This window comes from Jeongeupia naejangsanensis (assembly GCF_016865585.1).
Lineage (GTDB): Bacteria > Pseudomonadota > Gammaproteobacteria > Burkholderiales > Chitinibacteraceae > Jeongeupia > Jeongeupia naejangsanensis.
In genome coordinates, this window is the sequence record NZ_JAESND010000004.1 from 265,886 (window position 1) to 288,828 (window position 22,943).

Annotated in this window: 22 protein-coding genes; 20 read left to right on the forward strand and 2 right to left on the reverse strand. The window is 63.4% G+C overall.

What is annotated here, in order from left to right; genetic code table 11:
• The first annotated feature begins 15 nt into the window (after positions 1 to 15).
• The 6 genes from JMJ54_RS10795 (at position 16) to JMJ54_RS10820 (ending at position 5,352) form a co-directional block, all read left to right on the forward strand.
• Positions 16 to 1,491, forward strand: a complete 1,476-nt coding sequence (locus tag JMJ54_RS10795) for an RHS repeat domain-containing protein (protein ID WP_203538556.1) — start codon at positions 16 to 18, stop codon at positions 1,489 to 1,491.
• Between the two features lie 2 nt (positions 1,492 to 1,493).
• Positions 1,494 to 1,985, forward strand: a complete 492-nt coding sequence (locus JMJ54_RS10800; RefSeq protein WP_203538557.1) for a pentapeptide repeat-containing protein — start codon at positions 1,494 to 1,496, stop codon at positions 1,983 to 1,985.
• A gap of 363 nt (positions 1,986 to 2,348) precedes the next feature.
• Positions 2,349 to 2,864, forward strand: coding sequence for a DUF3299 domain-containing protein (locus JMJ54_RS10805; RefSeq protein ID WP_203538558.1), 516 nt, complete (start codon positions 2,349 to 2,351; stop codon positions 2,862 to 2,864).
• Positions 2,865 to 2,896: 32 nt separating this feature from the next.
• Complete coding sequence (locus JMJ54_RS10810) at positions 2,897 to 3,397, forward strand: ZrgA family zinc uptake protein (RefSeq protein WP_203538559.1); 501 nt, start codon at positions 2,897 to 2,899, stop codon at positions 3,395 to 3,397.
• 4 nt (positions 3,398 to 3,401) lie between these two features.
• Positions 3,402 to 4,100, forward strand: coding sequence for an ABC transporter ATP-binding protein (locus JMJ54_RS10815; RefSeq protein ID WP_203538560.1), 699 nt, complete (start codon positions 3,402 to 3,404; stop codon positions 4,098 to 4,100).
• Positions 4,093 to 5,352 carry an ABC transporter permease gene (locus JMJ54_RS10820; RefSeq protein WP_203538561.1) on the forward strand — a complete coding sequence of 420 codons (1,260 nt, stop codon included), beginning with the start codon at positions 4,093 to 4,095 and terminating at the stop codon, positions 5,350 to 5,352. The genes JMJ54_RS10815 and JMJ54_RS10820 overlap by 8 nt, the downstream gene beginning before the upstream one ends.
• Before the next feature lie 73 nt (positions 5,353 to 5,425).
• On the opposite strand, the gene JMJ54_RS10825 is transcribed toward JMJ54_RS10820, so the two are convergent.
• Positions 5,426 to 6,409 (reverse strand): AraC family transcriptional regulator, encoded by a 984-nt coding sequence (locus tag JMJ54_RS10825; protein ID WP_203538562.1) that lies wholly within the window; start codon positions 6,407 to 6,409, stop codon positions 5,426 to 5,428.
• A gap of 82 nt (positions 6,410 to 6,491) precedes the next feature.
• Between JMJ54_RS10825 and JMJ54_RS10830 the strand changes: the two genes are divergently transcribed.
• The 4 genes from JMJ54_RS10830 to dbpA all read left to right on the forward strand — a co-directional run bounded on the left by JMJ54_RS10830 (position 6,492) and on the right by dbpA (position 11,222).
• Positions 6,492 to 6,671, forward strand: coding sequence for a hypothetical protein (locus tag JMJ54_RS10830; RefSeq protein WP_203538563.1), 180 nt, complete (start codon positions 6,492 to 6,494; stop codon positions 6,669 to 6,671).
• Positions 6,672 to 7,044: 373 nt separating this feature from the next.
• Positions 7,045 to 9,054: an alkyl/aryl-sulfatase gene (locus JMJ54_RS10835; protein ID WP_203538564.1), complete on the forward strand. Its 2,010-nt coding sequence runs from the start codon at positions 7,045 to 7,047 to the stop codon at positions 9,052 to 9,054.
• 103 nt (positions 9,055 to 9,157) lie between these two features.
• Positions 9,158 to 9,682 carry a hypothetical protein gene (locus JMJ54_RS10840; protein WP_203538565.1) on the forward strand — a complete coding sequence of 175 codons (525 nt, stop codon included), beginning with the start codon at positions 9,158 to 9,160 and terminating at the stop codon, positions 9,680 to 9,682.
• Between the two features lie 154 nt (positions 9,683 to 9,836).
• On the forward strand, positions 9,837 to 11,222 hold the full coding sequence (gene dbpA / locus JMJ54_RS10845; protein ID WP_203538566.1) for an ATP-dependent RNA helicase DbpA: 1,386 nt from the start codon (positions 9,837 to 9,839) through the stop codon (positions 11,220 to 11,222).
• Here the strand turns inward: dbpA and JMJ54_RS10850 are convergent, their stop codons facing one another.
• A complete protein-coding gene (locus JMJ54_RS10850; protein WP_203538567.1) occupies positions 11,223 to 12,743 on the reverse strand; it encodes an MFS transporter in 1,521 nt (506 codons plus the stop codon).
• A 63-nt stretch (positions 12,744 to 12,806) separates the two neighbouring features.
• Between JMJ54_RS10850 and JMJ54_RS10855 the strand changes: the two genes are divergently transcribed.
• The 10 genes from JMJ54_RS10855 to mltG all read left to right on the forward strand — a co-directional run bounded on the left by JMJ54_RS10855 (position 12,807) and on the right by mltG (position 22,935).
• Positions 12,807 to 13,703 (forward strand): LysR family transcriptional regulator, encoded by an 897-nt coding sequence (locus tag JMJ54_RS10855; protein ID WP_203538568.1) that lies wholly within the window; start codon positions 12,807 to 12,809, stop codon positions 13,701 to 13,703.
• Between the two features lie 86 nt (positions 13,704 to 13,789).
• Positions 13,790 to 14,890, forward strand: a complete 1,101-nt coding sequence (gene aroC, locus JMJ54_RS10860) for a chorismate synthase (protein ID WP_203538569.1) — start codon at positions 13,790 to 13,792, stop codon at positions 14,888 to 14,890.
• Between the two features lie 14 nt (positions 14,891 to 14,904).
• A complete protein-coding gene (locus JMJ54_RS10865) occupies positions 14,905 to 15,546 on the forward strand; it encodes a DUF4136 domain-containing protein (RefSeq protein ID WP_203538570.1) in 642 nt (213 codons plus the stop codon).
• 57 nt (positions 15,547 to 15,603) lie between these two features.
• On the forward strand, positions 15,604 to 16,152 hold the full coding sequence (locus JMJ54_RS10870; RefSeq protein ID WP_203538571.1) for a hypothetical protein: 549 nt from the start codon (positions 15,604 to 15,606) through the stop codon (positions 16,150 to 16,152).
• 9 nt (positions 16,153 to 16,161) lie between these two features.
• Complete coding sequence (gene hpnD / locus JMJ54_RS10875; RefSeq protein ID WP_203538572.1) at positions 16,162 to 16,998, forward strand: presqualene diphosphate synthase HpnD; 837 nt, start codon at positions 16,162 to 16,164, stop codon at positions 16,996 to 16,998.
• Positions 16,999 to 17,298: 300 nt separating this feature from the next.
• Positions 17,299 to 18,594 carry a hydroxysqualene dehydroxylase HpnE gene (gene hpnE / locus JMJ54_RS10880; protein ID WP_203538573.1) on the forward strand — a complete coding sequence of 432 codons (1,296 nt, stop codon included), beginning with the start codon at positions 17,299 to 17,301 and terminating at the stop codon, positions 18,592 to 18,594.
• Complete coding sequence (locus tag JMJ54_RS10885) at positions 18,591 to 19,343, forward strand: SDR family NAD(P)-dependent oxidoreductase (RefSeq protein ID WP_203538574.1); 753 nt, start codon at positions 18,591 to 18,593, stop codon at positions 19,341 to 19,343. The genes hpnE and JMJ54_RS10885 overlap by 4 nt, the downstream gene beginning before the upstream one ends.
• A gap of 222 nt (positions 19,344 to 19,565) precedes the next feature.
• A complete protein-coding gene (locus JMJ54_RS10890; RefSeq protein WP_203538575.1) occupies positions 19,566 to 19,892 on the forward strand; it encodes a tetratricopeptide repeat protein in 327 nt (108 codons plus the stop codon).
• 84 nt (positions 19,893 to 19,976) lie between these two features.
• Positions 19,977 to 21,932 carry a DNA repair helicase YoaA gene (gene yoaA / locus JMJ54_RS10895; RefSeq protein ID WP_203538576.1) on the forward strand — a complete coding sequence of 652 codons (1,956 nt, stop codon included), beginning with the start codon at positions 19,977 to 19,979 and terminating at the stop codon, positions 21,930 to 21,932.
• The gene (gene mltG / locus JMJ54_RS10900; RefSeq protein ID WP_203538577.1) at positions 21,907 to 22,935 is read left to right on the forward strand and encodes an endolytic transglycosylase MltG; all 1,029 of its coding nucleotides are present in this window, start codon (positions 21,907 to 21,909) and stop codon (positions 22,933 to 22,935) included. The genes yoaA and mltG overlap by 26 nt, the downstream gene beginning before the upstream one ends.
• Positions 22,936 to 22,943 lie beyond the last annotated feature (8 nt).

Here is a 22,943-nt window from a genome sequence, read left to right on the forward strand (position 1 = left end):
GCGAAGGACAAGAACATGAAAAACATCGCGCGCTTGAACGTACTGCCGGTCGTCGCATTGGGTCTGACCCTGTTGGCTCCAGTCACGGCGTCGGCCGTGGCCACGGTGCTGGATACCAACTACCGCTATGACGGCAACAACAACGTTACGCAGATTCAGGATACGGTTTACCCGGAACTGAACCGGACACTGACCTATGACGAGATCGACAGCCTGATCGTTGCCAATGGCCCATGGGGGCGTGGCGAGATCTATTACGATGGCAACAACAACATTCAGCGACAGAAGTACGGCGACTGGCTGATCGATTACAACTACGACGCCCAGCAACGCCTGACCGGCGTGCAAGGCGCCAAGACCTACGCCATGCAATACGACGGCTGGGGCAACATGACGACCCGCGGTGACGGCGTCAGCTTCCAGTACGATGCTGCGGGCAACCTGCGCTATGCCAACAAAGGCGCGCCCAGCCAGATTGCCTACAGCTACGACGGTGCCGGCCAGCGTGTGCTCAGCGTCGGCAACAACCTGAACCGTGTCGAATTCACCGATCAGGCCGGTCAACTGGTGTACGAGCAGGACCTGAGCACCGGCACCACGCGTGAATACATTTACCTCGGCCGCAACAAGGCGGCCGATATCGAAACGCGCAGCGGCGCCGAAACAGTCACCTATTACCATACCGATGTGCTGGGCAGCCCGGTTGCGGCGACTGACGCCAACGGCAACATCCTCTGGCGCACCTACTATCGCCCGTACGGCGAGCGGATGGTGGGCGGTGACGGCGGCAAGAACAAGCAGTGGTTTACCGGCAAGCCATATGAGGACCAGATTGGGTTGAGCTATTTCGGTGCACGCTGGTATGACCCGGTGCTGGGGCGGTTTGCCGCGATTGATCCGGTGCCGTGGGTGGAAGGTAATCCGCTATACAGCTTTAACTCGTATGCGTACGCAAGCAATAATCCATTTAAGTATATTGATCCGGATGGTAGAGAGGCTGAAAGTACTGCAGCAAGCGTGCTGGGTCCACATACTGGATGGACGGGGGTTGATCCCAAAGCGCAATGCACTGCTTGTGTGGCTTCAGGCCCATGGGCTCGTCAAATGCAGCAAGTCTGGACGCTTGAGGCTGATCCGACGCTAGCGTTTGGACTCGTTGGAAATATCGGTCCATTTACGAAGGCTTTGGATGATTTGACTGCCGATGCCGTGAAGCAAATATTAAAGGACGACATGACCGAGACGGTTCAAAAGGCCGTGTCACTTCCAGCTATTGTTCGATATGGAAAAGAGTTGCTGAGAGGCAAGAAAGCTCCTGCAATTACTAAGGATGGAAATGTTATTGTTGACGGTAATCATAGGTACATTGCTGGCAAAGTTGTGGGGAAGATGCCAGATGTGAAGCCGGGAACAGTACCTCCTGGTAAAGTGGGGCAAATTCAGCCAATAAGTAACATGAAAATTGACCCGACTGATTGGGGGAATCACTGATTATGGTTATGGTTTTTTTTGAGCACAAAGAGCCTGAGATTCTGGCAGTAGAGACGTTGGTTGGGTTCGATTTTTCCGCTATGGACATGCATCGCGCTCAATTTGTTGGTTTGGATTTAAGTTATGCTGTATTTAAGGGGGTCGATCTTCGGAGTGCAAATTTTGAGGCAGCCAATTTGCGATTTTCAATTCTGACGGATGCTCGCCTCATGAATGCAGATTTCAAAAGGGCGAATTTGTTTAGAGCGAATCTAAAGGATGCTCTGCCGATTTTTGCAGACTTTACCGAGGCAGATTTGTCTTTTGTTAACTTAGCAGGGGGGGATGCTGGAGGGGCTGTATTTTCTGGGGCGGTGTTGAAAGGTGCGAATATGTGTGTAAAGCGATTGGATGAGGCTGATTTGAGTGGCGCTATCTATGATCAAGAAACTACTTGGCCAGATGGGTTTGATCCCGAGCAGGCTGGGGCAATTAAGTTTGTGAAAAATATATAAATGCAATAGGGCCTTTGTCTCGGTGTTGGTTGGATGGTTTCAATGTATTGATGGTCTTGAGTTATTTCTTATACTACGACGGCAACAACATAGTCACTCAGATCTAGTATGTGGTTTATTCGGAGCTGAACCGGACACAAATTTACACCAGATCGACATCTACTATGACGACAACAACCAACGTCCTGCGGCAGAAATACGGTGCCTAGCTAATCGACTACAGCTACGACACACCGCAGCGGCTGATCGGGTACAAGGTACTGAGAATTACACCATGCAGTATGATCGCAGGGGCAACATGATCTCTGGGGCGACGGCGTCAGCCTCCAGTACGACCCGGCCTTGCGCGCCAAGGTTGCGGCAATGAGCAGCGATCAGCGCAGCCGGCTGGTGCGCGCGGTGCAGCAGCGCAAGCTGCAGCTGAGCATGAAAGAGCAGGGCACCAAGCCCGACGCGCTGGGCGAGTGGGAGCGCAAGCTGCTGAAGGAAGACCTGAGCGATCTTGCACCGATGGTCGATCAGCTCAACGCCTTCGAGAAACGTCGCATCACCGATCTCAAGCCGTCGCTGAACCTGCAGGACGTGCAGATCGACGGCTACCTGCTGCCGCTGACGCAGAGCAACCGCAAGGTCACCGAATTCCTGCTGGTCCCCATCGTCGGCGCCTGCATCCACGTCCCGCCGCCGCCGCCGAACCAGATGATCGTCGTGCGCTATCCGCAGGGCTACGAGCAGGGCGAGCTGTTCGCGCCGGTGACGATCAGGGGCAAGCTCAGGGTCGGCCACAGCAAGAGCAACCTGTCGCTGGTCGACGGTGCGGCGATGGTCGAATCGGGCTACCAGATGTCGGCCGACGCCGTCACGGCCTACAAGAAATAGCATTTCCGCAAGCAAGCAAAGGAGCAGGACCCATGAAGAAGTGGATCGTACTGTTGGCGCTGACCAGCGCTGCAGCGTGGGCACACGATGACGAACATCACGAGCACGGCCCGCACCAGCACGGTGTGGCGACGCTGGATGTCGCGTTCGACAAGGGCGAACTGGCGCTGGACTTCGCCAGCCCGGCCGACAACGTGCTCGGTTTCGAGCACGCGCCCAAGACCGATGCCGAGCGCAAGAAGATCGACCAGATGACCAAAACGCTGTCGCTCGCGACCAATCTGTTCGTGCCTGACGCCGCTGCCGGCTGCAAGACCGCCCCGATCAAGGTTGCCGCGCCGGACTGGAGCACCGGCGCCCATGTCGACATCGATGCCGACTACAGCTTCAAGTGCCAGCGTGCGCCGGCCAGCATCGCGCTGCCGCTGTGGAAGCAGTACCCGAACATCCACGAACTGGTCGTGAACATCGCCACCGACAAGGGCCAGCGCCAGCTCAAGCTCAAGCCGGGCCAGACGCTGAACCTGCGTTGATCCGATGCTGATAGAGCTGCGCGACCTCCATTTCAAGTGGCCGGGCAATCCGCGGGATACCTTGTGCATCCCGCAGTTTTCCCTGTCTGCCGAAGAAAAACTGTTCCTGCACGGCCCCAGCGGCAGCGGCAAGAGCACCTTGCTGGCGTTGCTGGCCGGCATCCAGACGCCCGACTCGGGGCAACTGGCCGTGCTGGGCCAGGATCTGGCGAAACTGAGTGCACCGCAGCGCGATCACTTCCGTGCCAACCATCTGGGCTATGTGTTCCAGCAGTTCAACCTGCTGCCGTATCTGTCGGTGCGGCAGAACGTGCTGCTGGGCTGCCAGTTTTCGAAGCTGCGCCGCCAGCGGGCCGCCGGACTGGCCGGCTCGCCGGAAAAGCAGGCGCTGGCCTTGCTCGCCCAGCTCGAGCTGGGCGATCTGGCCGATCGTCCGGCCCGCGCGCTGTCGGTCGGGCAGCAGCAGCGCGTCGCCGTGGCCCGGGCGCTGATCGGCGCGCCGGAGCTGCTGATCGCCGACGAGCCGACGTCGGCGCTGGACGAAGCGCGCCGCGATGCCTTCGTCTCGCTGCTGTTCGCGTGTGCCGAGCAACAGCGCACGGCGGTGGTACTGGTCAGCCATGATCCCCGGCTGGCCGAAGGCTTCGATCGCAGCCTGAACCTTTCCGAACTGAATACCGCAAGCCAGGTCGACCATGTTTGAAATTGCCTTACGCAGTCTGCGCAGCCGCCGGCTGACCGTGGTGCTGACCATCGCCACCATCGCGCTGGCCACGCTGATGCTGCTCGGCGTCGACCGGGTGCGCAACGAAACGCGCACCAGCTTCGCCAACACCGTCAGCGGCACCGACCTGATCGTCGGCGCGCGTACCGGCTCGATCCAGCTGCTGCTGTACAGCGTGTTCCGGGTCGGCAACGCGACCAACAACATCGACTGGCACAGTTACGAGAAGCTGGCGAAAGACCCGCGCGTGGCCTGGACCATTCCGGTCTCGCTCGGCGACAGCCACCACGGCTATCCGGTGCTCGGCACCAGCCACGATTACTTCCGCTACCTGCGCTACGGCGACGACCAGCCGCTGAAAATGCAGAGCGGTCATGAATTCAGCCATCTGCACGACGTCGTGCTCGGCGCCAACATCGCCCGCCGGCTGCATTACCAGCTCGGGCAGAAACTGGTGCTGACCCATGGCAGCGGCGACGGCGCGCTGACCGAGCATGCCGACCAGCCGTTCACCGTCACCGGCATCCTTGCGCCGACCGGCACCCCGGTCGATGACACGCTGCACATCTCGCTCGACGGCCTCACCGCGATCCACCAGGGCTGGGAATCGGGCAGTGCCTCGCTGCTGGCGACCACCGGTGCGCTCTCGGCCGATCAGGACCGCGCGGTGCCGCCGCCGGACAGCATCACCGCGTTCTACGTCGGGCTGAAATCGCGCACCGGGCTGTTTGGCGTCCAGCGCGCCATCAACCAGTTCCGCGGCGAGCCGCTGATGGCCATCCTGCCCGGCGTTGCGCTGTCCGAGCTGTGGCAGCTGCTCAAGGTGGCCGAACAGGCGCTGCAGGTGCTGTCGTGGTTCGTGTTGCTGGTGGGCCTGCTGGGAATGATGACGGCGCTGCTGGTCGGCCTGAACGAGCGCCGCCGCGAAATGGCGATCCTGCGTTCGGTCGGCGCCCGGCCGTGGCAGCTGTTCGCGCTGGTGGTCGGCGAAACGGCCTGCCTGCTGGTCGGCGGCATCGCCATCGGCGGCGCGCTGCTGCAGGGCGCGCTGGCGATTGCCGGGCCGCTGCTGCGTGACCACATGACGCTGCTGATCACGCCGGGCTGGCCGACCGCCAGCGAATGGCTGCTGATGGGCTGCACCTTGCTGGCGGGGCTGGTGGTCAGCATCGTCCCGGCATGGCGCGCATACCGGCTGTCCTTGAGCGACGGTTTGCACGTGGCGGCATGATCGCCCGGTTGTACGTTCATGAAAAAAGCGCCCGGGTGGGCGCTTTTTTTGTGGCATGTGGGCGGCCGAATGGCTACGACAGGGCTTGGCCGCGCGCGCGCTTCAGCGTCTGGCGCGGCAGCTCGCCAAAGGCCTGGAAGTAGTGCTGCGAAAAGCGCGACAGGTGGGTGAAGCCCCATTTGATCGCGACTTCGGTCACGCCGTAGTCGGCGCCGGGCATCATCAGGTCGCGCAAGGCACCGTTGAGCCGGATGTTCATGAACCAGCGCCCCGGTGTCATGCCGACGCTCTGGTTGAACAGCAGCTCCAGCGCACGCCGGGTATAGCCACCGCTGCGGGCCAGCACGTCCAGATCCACGCCGGCGGTGCGTACCGATTCCAGCATCTGCTCGGATTTCAGGATGATCTTCAGGTGGCGTTGCGCTGCCTTGTCGCGCGACGTCGAACGCTTTTCAACGGCGTCGCTCAGCACATCGACGTAGCCGTCGATCAGGGCCTGCGCGATCAGCTTTGCAAACTCCGATTCGATGCCGGTCGACAGCAGCGAATGACCGAGCCTGAGTGCGTCGTCTGCGAGCCGGATCAGTTCGTAGCGCCGCGCAGGCGGGATCAGCAGCGAGGTCGAGTCGTGCCGCGGCAGCTGAAGGGTGCGGCCGGTACGGGCGAGTGCGGTCTGCTGCAGCCGCGACTCCGGCACCGCCAGATGAATCCAGCGCGATTCGCGGCCCGCCTGATAGATCATGTCGTTGCCGGGCGGGTAGATCTGGATCTCGCTGTCGTTCAGCTCGAGGATGTTGCAGCGGGTATCGCCGTAGCCCTCGGAGATCAGCCCGAAGCCGAACGAGTCTTGCGGCATTTCGCCACGCACGATCACCGGGAAGTCGTAGAAGCCCGCTTCAAGCCGGACACCGTCCAGCGTCAGGCGCTGGTGGCGCATTGCGGAGGGCTGCGCAGCCAGCAGCCGGTGCTCGAAATACCCGCCCTGCACGATGTCGAATGCCTGCGCGGGTTCGAAGTCGGCGTAACCATGATGCTGGAAAATTGGTAGAAAACACATCGAGGAAACGGGCAAGTCTTCGTTTTGGGGATAGTTTTCCATAGTTGCTAAACACTACTATGTGCACATCGGATATCGCTGAGTGTCGCAGATATCCATCGATGGCCAATACGCAAATATTGGCATGCCGGATTTCCAAGGCGTTGCATTTAAAACGTGTGGTGTTGCGAAAAATGCCGATTGGACATTGCCAGTGGTTGATGAATCGTTCGTGGTCGGTTCACGATTCGGTGCTGATTTGTTTTCCATTCGTTCCGCCTGATTACGGCTCCGGTATGGCCGGTTTGATTGGCCGGATAAGGCGCGCCGTGGTTCAGGTATTGCACTGAAGCCAGATCATTCCAATGCCAATATGTATAGCCCCGATACCGGCATGGTGCTGCCCCAACCCGATTGCTTGCCCGATCATCGAGCCGATAGCGCCTGTCGGGAAAGGCGCGGGGAGCTGAGGGGCGGTTTTGCATCCGTTCCGGTTGAAGCGTTGTCCCGGTGAAATACGGGCGTTGCGGCTGATTGATTACGGTTAATTACAATTTGCTGATATTCTGTTGACATGGACGCTGTGCCCATATTGTTTGACCCTGCCAACAGCATGTCCATTGACTGCATGCATAATCTCAAAAGGAGAGATCTTAATGAAGACGAAACAATTGATCGGCTATCCGCTGCTGTTCTCGATGCTGGCGCTGTCACAAGCAGCCCTGGCTTACGACTTCACCGCCAAGACCAAGGACGCAAGCACGTATACCAAACAGGCCAACGAGCAGGTATACAAGGAGCTGGACTTCAGCAACAAGACGGCATTTGCCGATACCGATCGCGGCTTCATTGCGCCGCTGTTGAACAATGGTGATATCGATGGCGTATTCAGCGCCACTGCAATGAATTACATGCAGGACAAGAAAGCGCCGGCTTCGGTCAACCCCAGCCTGTGGCGCCATGCCCAGCTGGTGAACCGTGGCGGCCTGTACAAGGTCAACGACCACATCTATCAGGTGCGTGGCCAGGATCTGTCGAACCTGACCGTCATCGAAACCGACAGCGGCATCGTGCTGTACGACGTCGAGTACTCGGGTAAGGCCCTCAAGGCATCGCTCGATCTGTACGAAAAGCACCGCGGCAAGCGTGAACTGAAGGGCGTGATCATTTCGCACAGCCACGCCGACCACTTCGGCGGCTTCGCCGGCATCTACGCCGCGGGCCTCGCGACGCCGGAAGACGTGAAGAGCGGCAAGCTGCCGGTATACGCACCGGAAGGCTTTGTTGAAGAAGCCGTGAGCGAAAACGTGAATGCCGGCAACATCATGGCCCGCCGCGCCGGCTACCAGTACGGCAACGTGCTCAAGATCAACGAGAAGGGCATCGTGACCGGCGCGCTCGGCCCGGCGCTGGCGAACGACGCATCGACGCTGCCGATCCCGAACCATTTCATCACCAAGGATGGCGAGACCGTCAAGATCGACGGTGTCGACTTCGTGTTCTATCTGGTCCCGGCGACCGAGGCACCGGCCGAAATGGTCATGTTCATTCCGAAGTGGAATGCGCTGTCGATGGCCGAGGACGTGAACCACCTGCAGCACAACATCTACACGCTGCGTGGCGCCCAGATCCGTGACGCCGCCGCCTGGGCCAAGTACATCAACCTGGCGCTGGGCCGCTGGGGCGACAAGGTCGAAGTGCAGTTCGGTCCGCATACCTGGCCGGTCTGGGGCAACAAGAACGTCGTCGAGTACATGAAGGACCAGCGCGACCTGTACCAGTCGCTGTTCGATACCACGCTGCGCTACGCCAACTACGGCTACGGCCCGGACGAGATCGCCGAAAACGCCAAGCTGCCGAAGTCGGTATTCAACAAGTGGGACAACCGCCCGTACTACGGCAACCTGAAGAACAACCTGAAGTCGACCTACATCCGCAACCTCGGCTGGTATGACGGCAATGCCGCCAAGCTGGCAGCCTACCCGGATGCCGAGCGTGGCCAGCGCTATGTCGAGGCCTTCGGTGGCGAGCAGAAGGTGCTGGATGCGGCGCTGAAGAGCTTCAACAAGGGCGATTACCGCTTCGCGACCGAGCTGCTGAACAACATTGTGGCTTCGAATCCGAAGAACCAGAAAGCGGTGCTGCTGATGGCCGACGCGCTGGAACAGCTGGGCTATCAGGAAGAAACCGCACTGAACCGCAACTGGTATCTTGCCGGCGCGCAGGAACTGCGCATGGGCGGTAACGTGCCGAACAGTCTGGCGACCACCTCGCCTGACGTGATCGCAGCGCTGCCGGCCGACAGCCTGATGCCTTACCTTGGCATCATCACCGACCAGATCAAGGCCGAGAAGGCGGGCAACCACCTGATCAACCTGAACCTGAAGGGCGAGAAGCCGTACAGCATCGATCTGCACAATGGCGTGTTCAACACCATGGGCGACTTCAGCGCCAAGAACGCCGAGGTGACGCTGGACATCTCCAAGCTTGATCTGCTGACCTTCCTCGCCGGCAAGAGCCCGATGAGCGATCTGGTCAAGGCCGGCAAGGCCAAGGTGACCGGCGATGCCAAGGTGCTGGACAAGCTGCCGGGCCTGTTCGATCTGACCATCCGGAACGACATGAACCTGGTGCTGCCGCTGCAAGCAGGCAACCGCATCAAGTAATTGTCCTGATCCCGCGCTGAACGCAACGGCACCTTCGGGTGCCGTTGCTTTTTGAAATCACGGTGGCCCGGCCTGCATACCGGCCGGTCACGACAGGAGTCCCATGATCTTCAGCAAACAAGCACGGGTTGCTATGGTGTGTCTGGCCCTGATGCCGGGGCTGGCGCAGGCCTGCGGTTACGGCGGCATGCACGGTACGGTCACGCTGTATCCGTACATGAACTCATACAGGCTGGACGTGAATTCCCGAATGGCCGTGGTCAGCGGGGAAATCCGCGCCTTGCCGCCTCTGGCGGGAACCGAGGGGCTGGCGCGGGCCAGCGGCTGGCTCGACCGGATGCGGGCCACGCTGGAAAGCAATGGCATGAAAACCCGGCTGGCGGTCTATCTGGTCGACAGCCGGCTGTGGACGCGATTTGAAGGTTCGGATCAGGGCGTGCTGATGCGCTCGCATCAGGAAGCCCAGCCCGGTGACGCGGTGCTGATGCTGAGCGAGGCCACGCTGTCGGCATTGCTGGCGCAGCAGATCAGCTTCCCGCAGGCCCGGGACGCGGACCTGCTGACCTTTACCGGCCAGCCCGCCGATACGGTGGATCTGGCGTTCAACAGCGGCTTGCCGCTGCTCTGATCCCGCATGGTGCCGGCTGCCCCAGCCGATCCGTTCCACGGCGCAGGAACGGCCGGGCATCGTCCGGCACGCCGCGCATTTTTACCTGCCGGGCCGCAAGCCGGGCTGGCGGTGCTACACTGCGCGACTTTGTCATTAACGGGGCCAAGTCATTGTGAACACAGCACCTTTTTCCAGTTTGGCCCTGTCCGACGCGTTTCTCGGCAACCTCGACAGCCTCGGTTATCACCAGATGACGCCGATCCAGGCACAGGCGCTGCCGGTGATCCTCGACGGCCACGATCTGATCGCGCAGGCCAAGACCGGCAGCGGCAAGACCGCGGCCTTCGGCATCGGCATCCTCAATGCGCTCAATCCGCGTTTCTTCGGCATTCAGGCTCTGGTCCTGTGCCCGACGCGCGAACTCGCCGATCAGGTCGCCAAGGAGCTGCGCCGGCTGGCGCGGCACATCGACAACGTCAAGATCATCACCCTGTGCGGCGGGACGCCGATGGGGCCGCAGATCGGTTCGCTCGAACACGGCGCGCACATCGTCGTCGGCACGCCGGGGCGAATCCGCGATCACCTCGGCCGCGGCACGGTCGACCTGTCGACGATCAGCACGCTAGTGCTCGACGAGGCCGACCGGATGGTCGACATGGGCTTCTACGAAGACATCATGGGCATCGCCAGCGCCTGCCCGAAAAAGCGCCAGACGCTGCTGTTCTCGGCGACCTACCCGGACACCATCCGCAAGGAAAGCGCGCGCCTGCTGCGCCTGCCGGTCGAGATCAAGGTCGAATCGCTGCACGACGCCAGCAAGATCGAGCAGCGCTTCTACGAAGTCGAGCACGAAGACCGCAACGCCACGGTCGCGATGCTGCTCGACCATTACCGGCCCAAGTCGGCACTGGCGTTCTGCAACACCAAAATCCACTGCCGCGAGCTGGTCGACGAACTGCGCGAACGCGGTTTCTCGGCGCTGGCGCTGTACGGCGATCTGGAACAGCGCGACCGTGACGAAATCCTGCTGCAGTTCGCCAACGGCAGCTGCACTGTGCTGGTCGCGACCGACGTCGCGGCACGCGGCCTCGACATCACCACGCTCGATTACGTGATCAACGTCGATGTCTCGCGCGATACCGAAATCCACATTCATCGCATCGGCCGTACGGCACGCGGTCAGCAGCGCGGGCTGGCGCTGAGCCTGGCGTCGCCGCAGGAGAAGAAGTGGGTCAAGCTGATCGAGGAGTATCAGGGCGGGCCGGTGCGCTGGTTCGGCCTTGAAACGCTGACGCCGGCCAGCGAGGCGCCGCTGCTGCCGCAGATGGTGACGCTGTGCATTGCCGGCGGCAAGAAGGACAAGCTGCGTCCCGGCGATCTGCTCGGTGCGCTGACCGGCGATGCGGGCATCAGCGGCGAGTTCGTCGGCAAGATCAATGTGTTCGACCACATGACCTATGTGGCGCTCGACCGCAAGATTGCCGACAAGGCATTCAAGCGGCTTGAGCACGGCAAGATCAAGGGCCGTGCGTTCAAGATGCGTTTCATCGAAGGCTGATCAGGCCAGCGCGCGCTGCGCCAGCACCACGCCGGCGGCGGCGATGCAGATCACGGCCAGCGCGACGAACAGGTGGTCGCAGGCGATCAGCGCCGCCTGCTGGTCGATCTGCAGCGACAGCCGCGCCAGCGTGTCCGGCGTCCGCGGCAGTTCCGGCGCCAGCGTCTGCAGGTCGAACACGTTGACCCGGCCGACCAGATCGGTGCGGGCGATGGCCCGGTCGGTCTGCAGCCACTGGCTCGTCATGCCGGTGCCCAGCGCGGTCGCCACCTCGCGCATGATGTTCTTCAGCTGGTAGGCGTGGACGAAGTCCTCGGGCTCGAAATCGAGGTAGGTCATCGACGCGACCTGCACCATGATCAGTGCGGTCGTCAGGCTTTGCAGCATCATCGCCGGCATCAGCGTGGCGATCGATGCTCCCGGCATCGCGCCGACCGACAGTAGTGTCGCCGCCAGTGCGAAAACGATGAAGCCGGCCGTGATCACCCGGCGCCGGCGGAAGATGCGGCGGAAGTTGAAGGTGTGCAGCATCACCCCGACCAGCCCGACGATCCCGGCCAGACTCAGCACCATCCCGGTCGTCTGGAAATTGAAGCCGAGCCCGGCTTGCATGAACGACGGCACCAGATAGTTCCAGCCGCCCGAGATCAGGTAGTAGAGCGAGTAGAAGCCCAGCCCGACCAGATAGCGGCGGCTGCCGAGCCGGCGGATGTCCAGCCACGGGTCCGGATGACTGTGCAGCCAGCGGAAGGCAAACACCAGCAGGCCGGCGCCGGCAAGCAGCGCGAACGTTTCGCCGCCGGACAGGCCGATCCGCGCCAGCCGGAAATCCTCGACACCGTGCAGCAGCAGCAGCGCGCCGAAGCCAAAAGCCAGCGCAGCCGGCCAGCCCAGCGTCCCCATCTGCGCCGTCGTCGGCGGCTCGCGCCGGCGCGGGAACAGCGTCAGCACCATTGCGAACAGCGGCACGGCGACCAGCGCCTGCACCAGAAAGATCGCCCGCCAGCCGAGGTTCAGCGCTAGTTCGGCCGAAACCCACGGGGCCAGCGCGGTCATGGCGAAGCTGCCGAGGCCGAAGCCGACGAAGATCGGCAGCCGCTCGTGCGGCTCGCTGACGAGCTGCGCGATGATGCGCGCGGCGGCAAACAGCCCGCCGCCACCGAGCCCCTGCACGGCACGCGCCAGCACCAGCTCGCTGATGTCGTTGGACGCGGCGCACAGCAGTGCCCCGGTGCAGAACACCAGCAGTGACAGCAGGATGTAACGGCGGAAGGTGATCCGGCTGCCGATTCGGCCGAGCACGAGATTGGCGACGACTGCGGCGGCGGCGTAGACGGTGATGGCCCACAGGTATTCTTCGGGCGCGGCATTCACGCCGCCCTGGATGTGGGCGCCGGCGATGCCGATCATCGAAGAGGCGACGAAATCGACGCCGGTGACGCAGCCGGCGGTCAGGCCGAACAGGTAAACCCGGGCGCGGCCGAGTTCGGGGTGTCTGGAAAGCAGGGGCGGGGTATTCATCTCCGAAGCGTACGCAGGCCGGGGGGCTGGAAAAATACCGGCAAATGGATTTATTGTTCATCCATGCGAACAAAAGACTGGAACGACTGGTACTGCTTTGCAATGGTGGCGCAACTGGCGAGCTTTACCCGCGCGGCAGAACGGCTCGAACAGCCCAAATCCTCGGTGAGCCTTGCTATCAGCCGTCTGGAAAAGCGTGCCGGCGTACGCCTGCTGGAGCGCAGCACCCGCCGGCTCAGGCTGACTGCCGAGGGCGAGCAGCTGCTGGCGGCCATTGCACCGCTGTTCACCCGGCTGGACGATATCGCCGACCATCTGCACGCCGGCGACGACCGGTTACGTGGTGTGCTGCGCATTGCCGCACCGTACGAATTCGGCACCCTGCAACTTGCCGATGTGATCTGCGACGTGCTGGCCGAGCACCCCGAACTCGACATCCACGTCGATGTCAGTGCGCGCCGCGTCGATCCGATTGCCGATGGTTACGACATCGTTTTCGTGGTCACCGCCGATGCCTTGCCCGATTCGAGTCAGGTGGCGCGGCAGGTATTCAGCGTCGAACGCGGCCTGTATGCCTCGCCGGGTCTGATTGCGGCCTTGCCGCCGCTGGATCATCCGGCCGGGCTGGCGCAGTGGCCGCAGCTCGCATCGCCGAACGAGCAGCACTGGCAGTTTCGCGATGCGCAGGGGCAATCGCATGTGCTGGCGCTGGCACCGCGTCTGCGCACGCAGAACGCGGCCTTGCGCCTGCGCGCGGCCACCCAGGGGCTGGGCGTGGCGATGGTCGCCACCACGTTCTGCGAGCCCGAAGTGCAACGGGGCGAGCTGGTCCGGCTGCTGCCGGCATGGCCGACCGAGCCGCTGATCATCTATGCGCTGCTGCCGGCCCGGCGCCTGATGCCGGCCCGTACGCGCCATTTTCTCGACCGGCTTGCGGCGTATCTGCAGGCAGGCGGCTGATCCCGTGCACGGCCGGGCTGGCGCGCGGTGCGCATGGTAGAATTGGCAGCAATTCCTATTCCAATCTGCGCTTCTGGGGGCTTTCCATGTCCGGCAATTCGCTCGGTTTGTTGTTCACCGTCACCTCGTTCGGCGAATCGCACGGGCCGGGCATCGGCTGCATCGTCGATGGTTGCCCCCCGGGGCTGGCGCTGACGCTCGAAGACATCCAGCTCGAGCTGGACCGTCGCAAGCCGGGGACCAGCCGCCACGTCACCCAGCGCAAGGAACCCGATACGGTCGAGATCCTCTCCGGCGTGTTCGAAGGCAAGACCACCGGCACGCCGATTGCGCTGCTGATCCGCAACCAGGACCAGCGCAGCCAGGACTACGGCAAGATCGTCGAGACCTTCCGCCCGGGCCACGCCGACTACACCTACTGGCACAAGTACGGCATCCGCGATTACCGCGGCGGTGGCCGCAGCTCGGCGCGCGAAACCGCGGTGCGCGTCGCCGCCGGCGCGATCGCCAAGAAGTGGCTGTCCGAGAAGTTCGGCATCGTCATCCGCGGCTACATGAGCCAGCTCGGCGAGATCGAGATCCCGTTCGAAAGCTGGGACCAGGTCGGCGACAACGCCTTCTTCGCGCCGAACAACGCCATCGTGCCGCAGCTCGAGGACTACATGGACCTCGTTCGCAGCGAGCGCGATTCGGTCGGCGCCAGGATCACCGTCGTTGCCGAGAACGTGCCGGTCGGCTGGGGCGAGCCGGTGTACGACCGCCTCGACGCCGACATCGCCTACAACATGATGAACATCAACGCGGTGAAGGGCGTCGAGATCGGCGCCGGTTTCGCCAGCGTCGCGCAGCGCGGCTCGGTGCACTGCGACGAGCTGACGCCGCAGGGCTTTGCGACCAACCACGCCGGTGGCGTGCTCGGCGGCATTTCCAGCGGTCAGGATATCGTCGTCAATCTCGCGGTCAAACCGACATCGAGCATCGCGCAGGAACGCCGTTCGATCGACAAGCAGGGCAACCCGGTGATGATGGCCACGACCGGTCGCCACGACCCCTGCGTCGGCATCCGCGCGACGCCGATCGCCGAGGCGATGCTGGCGCTGACGCTGATCGACCACGCATTGCGCCACCGTGCCCAGTGCGGCGATGTCGTCGTCGATACGCCGCGCATTCCCGGCAAGATTGCCTGAGCGGAGAACCTGAAATGCGTGCGCTTGTCCTCATGGCCCTGCTGGCGCTGCTCGCCGGCTGCGCGACGTCACCACCGACGTTCAACGCCGAGGTCAGCGTGCGTCACCAGATCGCGTCCGATGTCGCCGGCAAGCGCTTCGCGTTCAAGCGCGACGCCAGTCAGGCGCAGAGCCTGCTGCAGCGACAGGTCGAACACGATGTCGCCGTCGCGCTCGAAGGCTACGGCCTGACGCTCGACAGCAATGCGTCGCGCGCGGACTGGCTGGTCGAACTCGCCTACGGGATCGACGACGGCAAGACCGTCACCTACAACCAGCCGGTCTGGGGCACGACCTATTACACCTACTACCGGCGCGTCTACAGCGGCAACAACTACGTCATCGTGCCGTACTACTATCCGAGCACCGAGGTCGTCGGCTCGCAATCCGTGTCCGAAGTGGTCTACACGCGCTATCTCGCGGTCGACGTATTCGATCGCAAGGCGCTGGCGGGCAACGAGTTCGCCAAACTGTACGAAGGCGAGGCGAAGAACCGCAGCGCGAGCCAGCAGTTCGACAATGCGCTGCCGTATCTGACACGCGCGCTGTTCCAGACCTTCCCCGGCACGGCCGGAACGCGCACGGTCAGGTTGCCGCTGCCACCGGTACAGCCCTGAGCGCATGACGCTGTCGCTTGGTGGGCGCGCTGTGCCGTACCCGTTCGGGGGCTGCTGATGCCACTGCAGCATCGGGTCATGGACGAAGGCACCGGCGTATGGAAACCGGTGCCGATGTCGTCGGTGGTCATGGTGCTGCTGCTTGCCGTATGGCTCCTGTATTTCGCACTGAGCGGCGACCGCTGGGTGCCGCTGCTGGACGGGGCCAACCTGCTGTTTCACGAAGCAGGTCACCCGGTCTTCGGGGTAATGTCCGAGCGCCTGATGGTTTACGGCGGTACGCTGGGGCAGCTGGTGTTCCCGCTGGCGGTGCTGTACCAGTTCCGTCGTCAGCGCGATGCGGTCGGTAGTACGGTGGCCGTCATCTGGCTGGGAGAAAACGGTTTGAACATCGGCCGTTACATGGCCGATGCGCGTGCGCAGCTGTTGCCGCTGGTGGGGAATGGCGACCGCTTGCACGACTGGACGGAAATCCTCTCGCGCCGGGGATTGTTGCGTTTCGATACCATGCTCGGTAGCCTGCTTCGGCTGCTGAGCGTGCTGCTGATTCTGGCGGCGCTGGTCTGGCTGTTTCAGCAGGCCCGGCGCGCCAAACCGATGGATTGAAGACTGACTGTGACACCGGATCAATATTGCGAAGACAAGGCCGCCAAGAGCGGTTCCAGCTTCTACTACAGCTTCCGCTTCCTGCCCGAAGAAAAACGCCGTGCGATCACCGCGCTGTATGCGTTCTGTCGCGAGGTCGACGACGTGGTCGACGAGACCCATGACGAAGGCGTCGCGCGCACCACGCTGAATTGGTGGCGAGGCGAGGTCGACCAGCTCTATGCAGGCAGCCCGCAGCACCCGGTGACGCGCGCGCTGCTGCCGGTGCTCAAGACCTTCAACCTGAGCCGCGAGCATTTCCTCGAAATCATCGACGGCATGGAAATGGATCTCGACCAGGCGCGCTACGCCAGCTTCAAGGACCTGCAGCTCTATTGCTACCGTGTCGCCTCGGTCGTCGGGCTGATGGCCGCCGAGATCTTCGGCTACACCGATCGCAAGACGCTCAAGTACGCGCACGATCTCGGCATCGCCTTCCAGCTGACCAACATCATCCGCGATGTCGGCGAGGACGCGCGTCGCGGCCGGCTCTACCTGCCGGTCGACGAGCTGCAGCGTTTCAACGTACCCGCTGCCGACGTGTTCAACTTCCGCCAGACCGCCGAGTTCAAGTCGCTGATGGCGTTCCAGATCGACCGCGCCGAACAGTACTACCGCCAGGCGTTCGAGCTGCTGCCCAAGGCCGACCGCAAGGCGCAGCGTCCGGGCCTGCTGATGGCGGCGATCTACCGCGCGACACTCGACGAAATCCGCCGCGACGGTGCCGACAAGGTGCTGAACCAGCGCTTGAGCCTGACGCCGATCCGCAAGCTGTGGCTGGCGTGGCGCACCTGGTGGTTCGGCTGAAAATCCGCGCATGAACCTGCTGCGCACACGCAGGGCTGCGTTGTGCGCTTCTCGCCATCCTCATGGGCCACATGCCCATTCCGGTGGCTGCGATGCTGACGCCTTGCCCCGCACGTGCTCGCGGCGGTTCCTGCACGGATTTTTGCCGGATGGCGTGGCCATGATTTTTGCGAGCTGCGGTAGCGCTCGAAATCTTGTCCTTCGGACTCGCCGAAGCCGGTCGCTCCGCGCTGCGGTGCGCTACTTGAGGAGCCGGGTTCAGCGGCGACACAACCGTTTGATCTCCACATCGTCCATTCAATGAAAACAAAACACATCGCCGTCCTCGGTGGCGGTTACGCCGGCATGGCTGCGGCGGTCGAGCTGGCCGATGCCGGCCTGCGGGTCATGGTGTTCGAAGCCGGGCCGGTGCTCGGTGGCCGGGCGCGGCGGGTCAGCATCGACGATCGCGAGATCGACAACGGCCAGCACCTGCTGATCGGCGCGTATTCCGAGCTGCTGGGGCTGATGCGCCGCGTCGGCGTCGACCCGGACGCTGCCTTCCTGCGCACGCCGCTCGATCTGGCCGTTGTGCCGGGCTTCCGGCTGCGTGCGCCGCGTTTGCCTGCGCCGCTGCATCTGGCTGCTGCGCTGATTGGCGCGCAGGGGCTGAGCTGGCCCGAGCGCTGGGCGCTGATCCGGGCGATGCGTGCAGCCGAGGGCGCGCGCTGGCGGCTGGAGCCCGATCTGCCGGTCGCAGACTGGCTGAACGCGCAGCGGCAGCCTGAAAGGCTGGTCGATGCATTCTGGCGGCCGCTGACCGTCGCGGCGCTGAATACGCCGCTGGAAACCGCATCGACGCAGGTGTTGTTCAATGTGCTGCGCGACAGCCTCGGCGGGTCGCGTCCGGCATCCGATCTGCTGTTTCCGAAGCTCGATTTCTCCGCACTGTTTCCCGATGCCGCTGCCGCCTACGTGGCGGCGCGTGGTGGCGAGGTCCGTCTGGGCACGTCGGCCAAGCAGATCGAGCGTGACGGCGACGGCTGGCGGGTCAATGGCGAGGCTTTCGACGGCGTGATCTGCGCCTTGCCACCACACCGTGCCGGTATGGTGCTCGACGGCGTCGATGCGGCGCTGGTCACGCGACTGGCCGCGTGGGACTACCAGCCCATCGTCACCGTCTATCTGCAGTACCCGGCTTCGGTGACCCTGTCACAGCCGATGCTCGGCATCGCCGCCGGGATCAGCCAGTGGATCTTCGATCGCGGTCGGACGCACGATCAACCGGGCCTGATCGCCGTGGTGCTGTCGGCGCGTGGCGCGCATTCGGCATGGACACAGGCGCAACTGGTTGCCGAAGTCGTCACCGAGCTGGATGCACACTTCGGCTGGGGCGAGCCGGGCTGGCGGCGGGTGATCGCCGAAAAGCGCGCGACCTTTGCCGCGACGCCGGGTCTCTGGCGTCCGGCCAATGCGACCGGCGAGCCGACCCTGTGGCTGGCCGGTGATTACACCGCCGGCGACTATCCGGCTACGCTCGAAGGCGCAATCCGCAGCGGCCAGACGGCGAGCCGTGGGATAATCGCTGCATTCACGAAAGCGGAAACAACGACATGAGCGAGTGGAAAGATTATCAGGTGCCTGCCGACGCCTTTACCGGCCGGGTCATTCTCGTCACCGGTGCCGGCCAGGGCGTGGGCGCCGCAGCGGCGCGCGCGCTGGCGCGGCAGGGGGCGACGGTCATCCTGCTCGGCCGCAGCGAAAAGAAACTGACCCGCGTCTACGACGACATCGTTGCCGCCGGCGGACCCGAACCGGCAGCGGTGCCGATGGATCTGGCCAAAATCGGCGAGTCGGAGATCGCCCAGCTCGGTGTGCTGATCAACAAGGAATTCGGCCGGCTCGACGGCATCCTGCATGCTGCCAACGGTTTCACCTTCCTGTCGCCGCTGTCGAACCAGAAGCTCGACGAATGGGTCGAGCAGTTCCGCGTCAACGTCGCTGCGCCGTTCGCGATCACCCGTGGCCTGATGCCGCTGCTGACGCAGGCGCCCGACGCCGCCGTACTGGTGATCGGCGAGGAGCACGCGCTCGACGCCAAGGCGTACTGGGGCGGATTCAGCGTGTCGAAGATCGGCCAGCAGAACTGGGTCAGGATCGCCGCCGACGAGTGGGAGGCATATCCGCAACTGCGAATCAACTGGCTGATCCCGGGGGCGATCCATTCGCCGTTCCGCACCAAGTCGCATCCGGGCGAATCGCCGGAGACGCTGCCCGCGATCGAAGCCCTTGTTCCGTCACTGCTTTACTGGCTCGGGCCTGCAAGCCATGGCCAGAGCGGCCAGACGCTGATGTTCAAAAATTAAGCAAATGGAATGTCAATATTTACTATGAACTTATTGCGAAAATGAGACACTTATACGTGTGACTCGGGCGCAAGCCCGGAGCAAATCGGTTTGAGCGAAGCCGTTTTGCTTGAGCGTCTCATCTCTCCCTGTAGCAAGTTCCACCCCGCCGCGTGCGGGGTGTTTTTTTGCCCGTGTGCCTTGCAAGGCCGTGCTAGCCTCGGGTTCACAGGAGGGGCAGGGATGAACAAGGATGCATTGCTGAACATGCTGGCGAGCGGACGTGACAACCCCATGTTGCGGTTGTCGCTCGGTACGCTGTATCTGGGCGAGGACGATGCGGTCACGGCGGCCGAATACCTGCGCAAGGCCATCGAACTCGACCCGGCGTATTCGGCCGCGTACAAGCTGCTCGGCAAGGCGCTGCTGCAGGCAGGCCGGACCGATGATGCCGAGGCCGCATGGCATGACGGGCTGGCAGTGGCCGAACGCCGTGGCGACATGCAGACCGTGCGCGAAATCACGGTCTTCCTCAAGCGCATCGCCAAGGCGCGCAACGCGCCCGACTGAGTCGCACCGGCGGGCCATTTTGCCGGGATGCGGCACGGCGTTGCCGGTACAATCCGGCATGCGATTCTTTCCCCGTTTTCCGTCATGACGCTTGCCGAGCTTTTCGCCGACAACGGCCCGCTGGCCGAGGCTTTTCCCGGCTACAAGCTGCGCCCGCAACAGCTGCAGATGGCCGAGGCCGTCGAGTCCACGCTGAACGAGCGCGGCCAGCTGATCGCCGAGGCCGGTACCGGCACCGGCAAGACCTTTGCCTACCTCGTGCCGGCGCTGCTGTCCGGCGGCAAGGTCATCGTTTCGACCGGTACCAAGACACTGCAGGACCAGCTGTTCGCCCGCGACATTCCGACCGTGCGCGACATCCTGAAGGTGCCGGTGACGATCGCGCTGCTGAAGGGGCGTGCCAACTACGTCTGCCATTACCACCTTGAACAGGCGCGTCACAACGGCCGCTTCCGCAGTCGCGAGGACATCGTCGACCTGCAGAAGATCGAGCACTACGCGAAACTGACCCAGTCCGGCGACAAGGCCGGCTGTACCGGCGTCGCGGAAAATGCGGCGATCTGGTCGCAGGTGACCAGCACGCGCGACAACTGCCTTGGCCAGGATTGCCCGCACCACAAGGACTGCTTCGTGCTCAAGGCGCGCAAGGACGCGCAGGAGGCCGACGTCGTCGTCGTCAACCATCACCTGTTCTTCGCCGATGTCTGGCTGCGAGACGAAGGCGCGGGCGAGCTGCTGCCGGCGTGCAACGCGGTGATCTTCGACGAGGCGCACCAGCTGCCCGAAGTCGCCAGCCTGTTCTTCGGCGAAACGGTCGCATCGGGCCAACTGGTCGAGCTGGCGCGCGATGCGCGCGCCGAGGCCTTGGTCGTGGCCAAGGATTACGTCCATCTGCCGCAGGCGGCCGAAGCGCTGGAAAAGGTCGTCCGCGACTTCCGGCTCGCGTTCCGGCCCGAGCCGGCCAAGCATCCGCAGCACGAACTGGCCGACAAGTACCCGAAGTACGCCGAGGCGCTGGATGCGCTGGTGCTCAAGCTGACCGAACTTGCGGGACAGCTGGAAAAGCAGGCCGAGCGTGGCGAATCGCTGGCCAAGTGCTTCGAGCGCGCCAAGACGCTGCGCGAGACGCTGGCGGCATGGTGCGAGCCCGATGATTCCGATGCGGTGCACTGGATCGACATCACGCCGAACGGCTTCCTGCTGCACGCGACACCGCTGAACATCGCCGAACTGTTCCGCAAGCAGCTCTATGCCGGCCAGAAGGCCTGGGTGTTCGCGTCGGCGACGCTGGCGGTCAACAACAGCTTCAAGCACTTCCAACACGAGCTGGGCCTGTGGGACGCGCGCTGCGAAACCTGGGACAGCCCGTTCGATTACAAGCAGCAGGCCGCGCTCTACGTACCGCGCGACATGCCGCAAGCCAACTCGCCCGAGTTCACCGCCAAGGTGGTCGAGCGCGCCTGGCCGTTGCTGCAACTGACGCACGGCCACGCCTTCCTGCTGTTCACCTCGCTGCGGGCGATGCGCGAGGCGCACGAGCTGGTGACGCAACGGCTCAAGGACGCCGGGCTCGACTGGCCGGTGCTGTTGCAGGGGCAGGGCAGCCGGACCGAACTTCTGGACAAGTTCCGTGCCTCACCGAACGCGATCCTCGTCGCCAGCCAGACGTTCTGGGAAGGCATCGACGTGCGCGGCGAACAGCTGTCGCTGGTGGTGATCGACAAGCTGCCGTTCTCGCCGCCGGATGATCCGGTGCTGTCGGCGCGCGTCGAACAGCTGGCGAAGGAGGGCCGCAACGCCTTCATCGACTACCAACTGCCGCACGCGGCGATCACGCTCAAGCAAGGCGCGGGGCGGCTGATCCGCGACGAGACCGACACCGGCATCCTGATGATTGCCGACAACCGGCTGGTCGACAAACCGTACGGCAAGGTGCTGTGGAAGAGCCTGCCGCCGATGTTCCGCACCCGCGAACTCGATACCGTTCAACGCTTCTTCGAGGCAAAGCGCCAGCATGGTCGCGAAACGCAAGACAACTAGAAAACAAGGCGGCTTTCTCCGGCGGCTCAAGCAGCTGGTGCTGCTGGTGCTCGTGCTGGCGATCGCGGCCGCGGGTGGCCTGTACTGGTACGCCACGACGCCGCAATCGCAGGCGGTGCCGCTGACCTTTAACGTCGGTCCCGGCAGCGTCACCCGCATCGCCGATCAGCTGGAGAAGCAGGGGGCGACCGATTCGGCCTTGCTGTTCCGCGTGCTGGCGCGGGTGTCGGGCAAGGAAACCAAACTCAAGGCCGGCGTCTACCGGATCGATGCGCCGACCAGCCCTTGGGCGCTGATCGACAAGCTGGCGCGCGGCGACGTGATCGAAGTCGCGTTCACCATCGTCGAGGGCTGGGGCTGGCGCGATGTCCGCCGTGCACTGGTCGCCGAAACGCAGCTCGGTAACGATCTCTCGTCGCTCGACGACGCGGCCTTGCTGAAGGCGCTGAAGATCGACGCCAGCAGCCCGGAAGGGCAGTTCTTTCCCGATACCTATCACGTGAATCCGGGCAGCTCGGAGCTTGCCCTGCTCGAACGCGCGCATGCGCGGATGCAGACCAAGCTCGATGCCGCCTGGGCGCAGCGCGCACCGGATCTGCCGCTCAAGTCGCCACAGGACGCGCTGATCATGGCGTCGCTGGTCGAAAAGGAAACCGGCCACGGCGGCGACCGGCCGATGATCTCCGGCGTGTTCGCCAACCGGCTGAAGATCGGCATGCGGCTGCAGACCGATCCGACGGTGATTTACGGCATGGGCGAGGCGTACGCCGGCAAGCTGCGCAAGGTCGACCTGCAGACCGATACGCCGTACAACACCTACACCCGCGCGGGCCTGCCACCGACACCGATCGCCATGCCCGGCGAGGCTGCGCTGATTGCGGCGGTGCGGCCGGCGACGACGTCGGCGCTGTATTTCGTCTCGCGCGGAGACGGTACGTCGCAGTTCTCGACCAGCCTCGAGGAGCACAACAGCGCGGTGGACCGCTACATCCGCGGACGCTGAGCGGCACG

Coding starts and splice junctions, on each gene's coding strand:
- JMJ54_RS10855 (WP_203538568.1), top strand. CDS start 12,807: ATGCGAACAAAAGACTGGAACGACTGGTACTGCTTTGCAATGGTGGCG.
- JMJ54_RS10885 (WP_203538574.1), top strand. CDS start 18,591: ATGAGCGAGTGGAAAGATTATCAGGTGCCTGCCGACGCCTTTACCGGC.
- JMJ54_RS10810 (WP_203538559.1), top strand. CDS start 2,897: ATGAAGAAGTGGATCGTACTGTTGGCGCTGACCAGCGCTGCAGCGTGG.
- JMJ54_RS10865 (WP_203538570.1), top strand. CDS start 14,905: ATGCGTGCGCTTGTCCTCATGGCCCTGCTGGCGCTGCTCGCCGGCTGC.
- JMJ54_RS10805 (WP_203538558.1), top strand. CDS start 2,349: ATGAGCAGCGATCAGCGCAGCCGGCTGGTGCGCGCGGTGCAGCAGCGC.
- JMJ54_RS10815 (WP_203538560.1), top strand. CDS start 3,402: ATGCTGATAGAGCTGCGCGACCTCCATTTCAAGTGGCCGGGCAATCCG.
- JMJ54_RS10840 (WP_203538565.1), top strand. CDS start 9,158: ATGATCTTCAGCAAACAAGCACGGGTTGCTATGGTGTGTCTGGCCCTG.
- JMJ54_RS10800 (WP_203538557.1), top strand. CDS start 1,494: ATGGTTATGGTTTTTTTTGAGCACAAAGAGCCTGAGATTCTGGCAGTA.
- JMJ54_RS10825 (WP_203538562.1), bottom strand. CDS start 6,409: ATGTGTTTTCTACCAATTTTCCAGCATCATGGTTACGCCGACTTCGAA.
- JMJ54_RS10795 (WP_203538556.1), top strand. CDS start 16: ATGAAAAACATCGCGCGCTTGAACGTACTGCCGGTCGTCGCATTGGGT.
- JMJ54_RS10820 (WP_203538561.1), top strand. CDS start 4,093: ATGTTTGAAATTGCCTTACGCAGTCTGCGCAGCCGCCGGCTGACCGTG.
- aroC (WP_203538569.1), top strand. CDS start 13,790: ATGTCCGGCAATTCGCTCGGTTTGTTGTTCACCGTCACCTCGTTCGGC.
- JMJ54_RS10850 (WP_203538567.1), bottom strand. CDS start 12,743: ATGAATACCCCGCCCCTGCTTTCCAGACACCCCGAACTCGGCCGCGCC.
- hpnE (WP_203538573.1), top strand. CDS start 17,299: ATGAAAACAAAACACATCGCCGTCCTCGGTGGCGGTTACGCCGGCATG.
- yoaA (WP_203538576.1), top strand. CDS start 19,977: ATGACGCTTGCCGAGCTTTTCGCCGACAACGGCCCGCTGGCCGAGGCT.
- mltG (WP_203538577.1), top strand. CDS start 21,907: ATGGTCGCGAAACGCAAGACAACTAGAAAACAAGGCGGCTTTCTCCGG.
- JMJ54_RS10870 (WP_203538571.1), top strand. CDS start 15,604: ATGCCACTGCAGCATCGGGTCATGGACGAAGGCACCGGCGTATGGAAA.
- JMJ54_RS10835 (WP_203538564.1), top strand. CDS start 7,045: ATGAAGACGAAACAATTGATCGGCTATCCGCTGCTGTTCTCGATGCTG.
- JMJ54_RS10890 (WP_203538575.1), top strand. CDS start 19,566: ATGAACAAGGATGCATTGCTGAACATGCTGGCGAGCGGACGTGACAAC.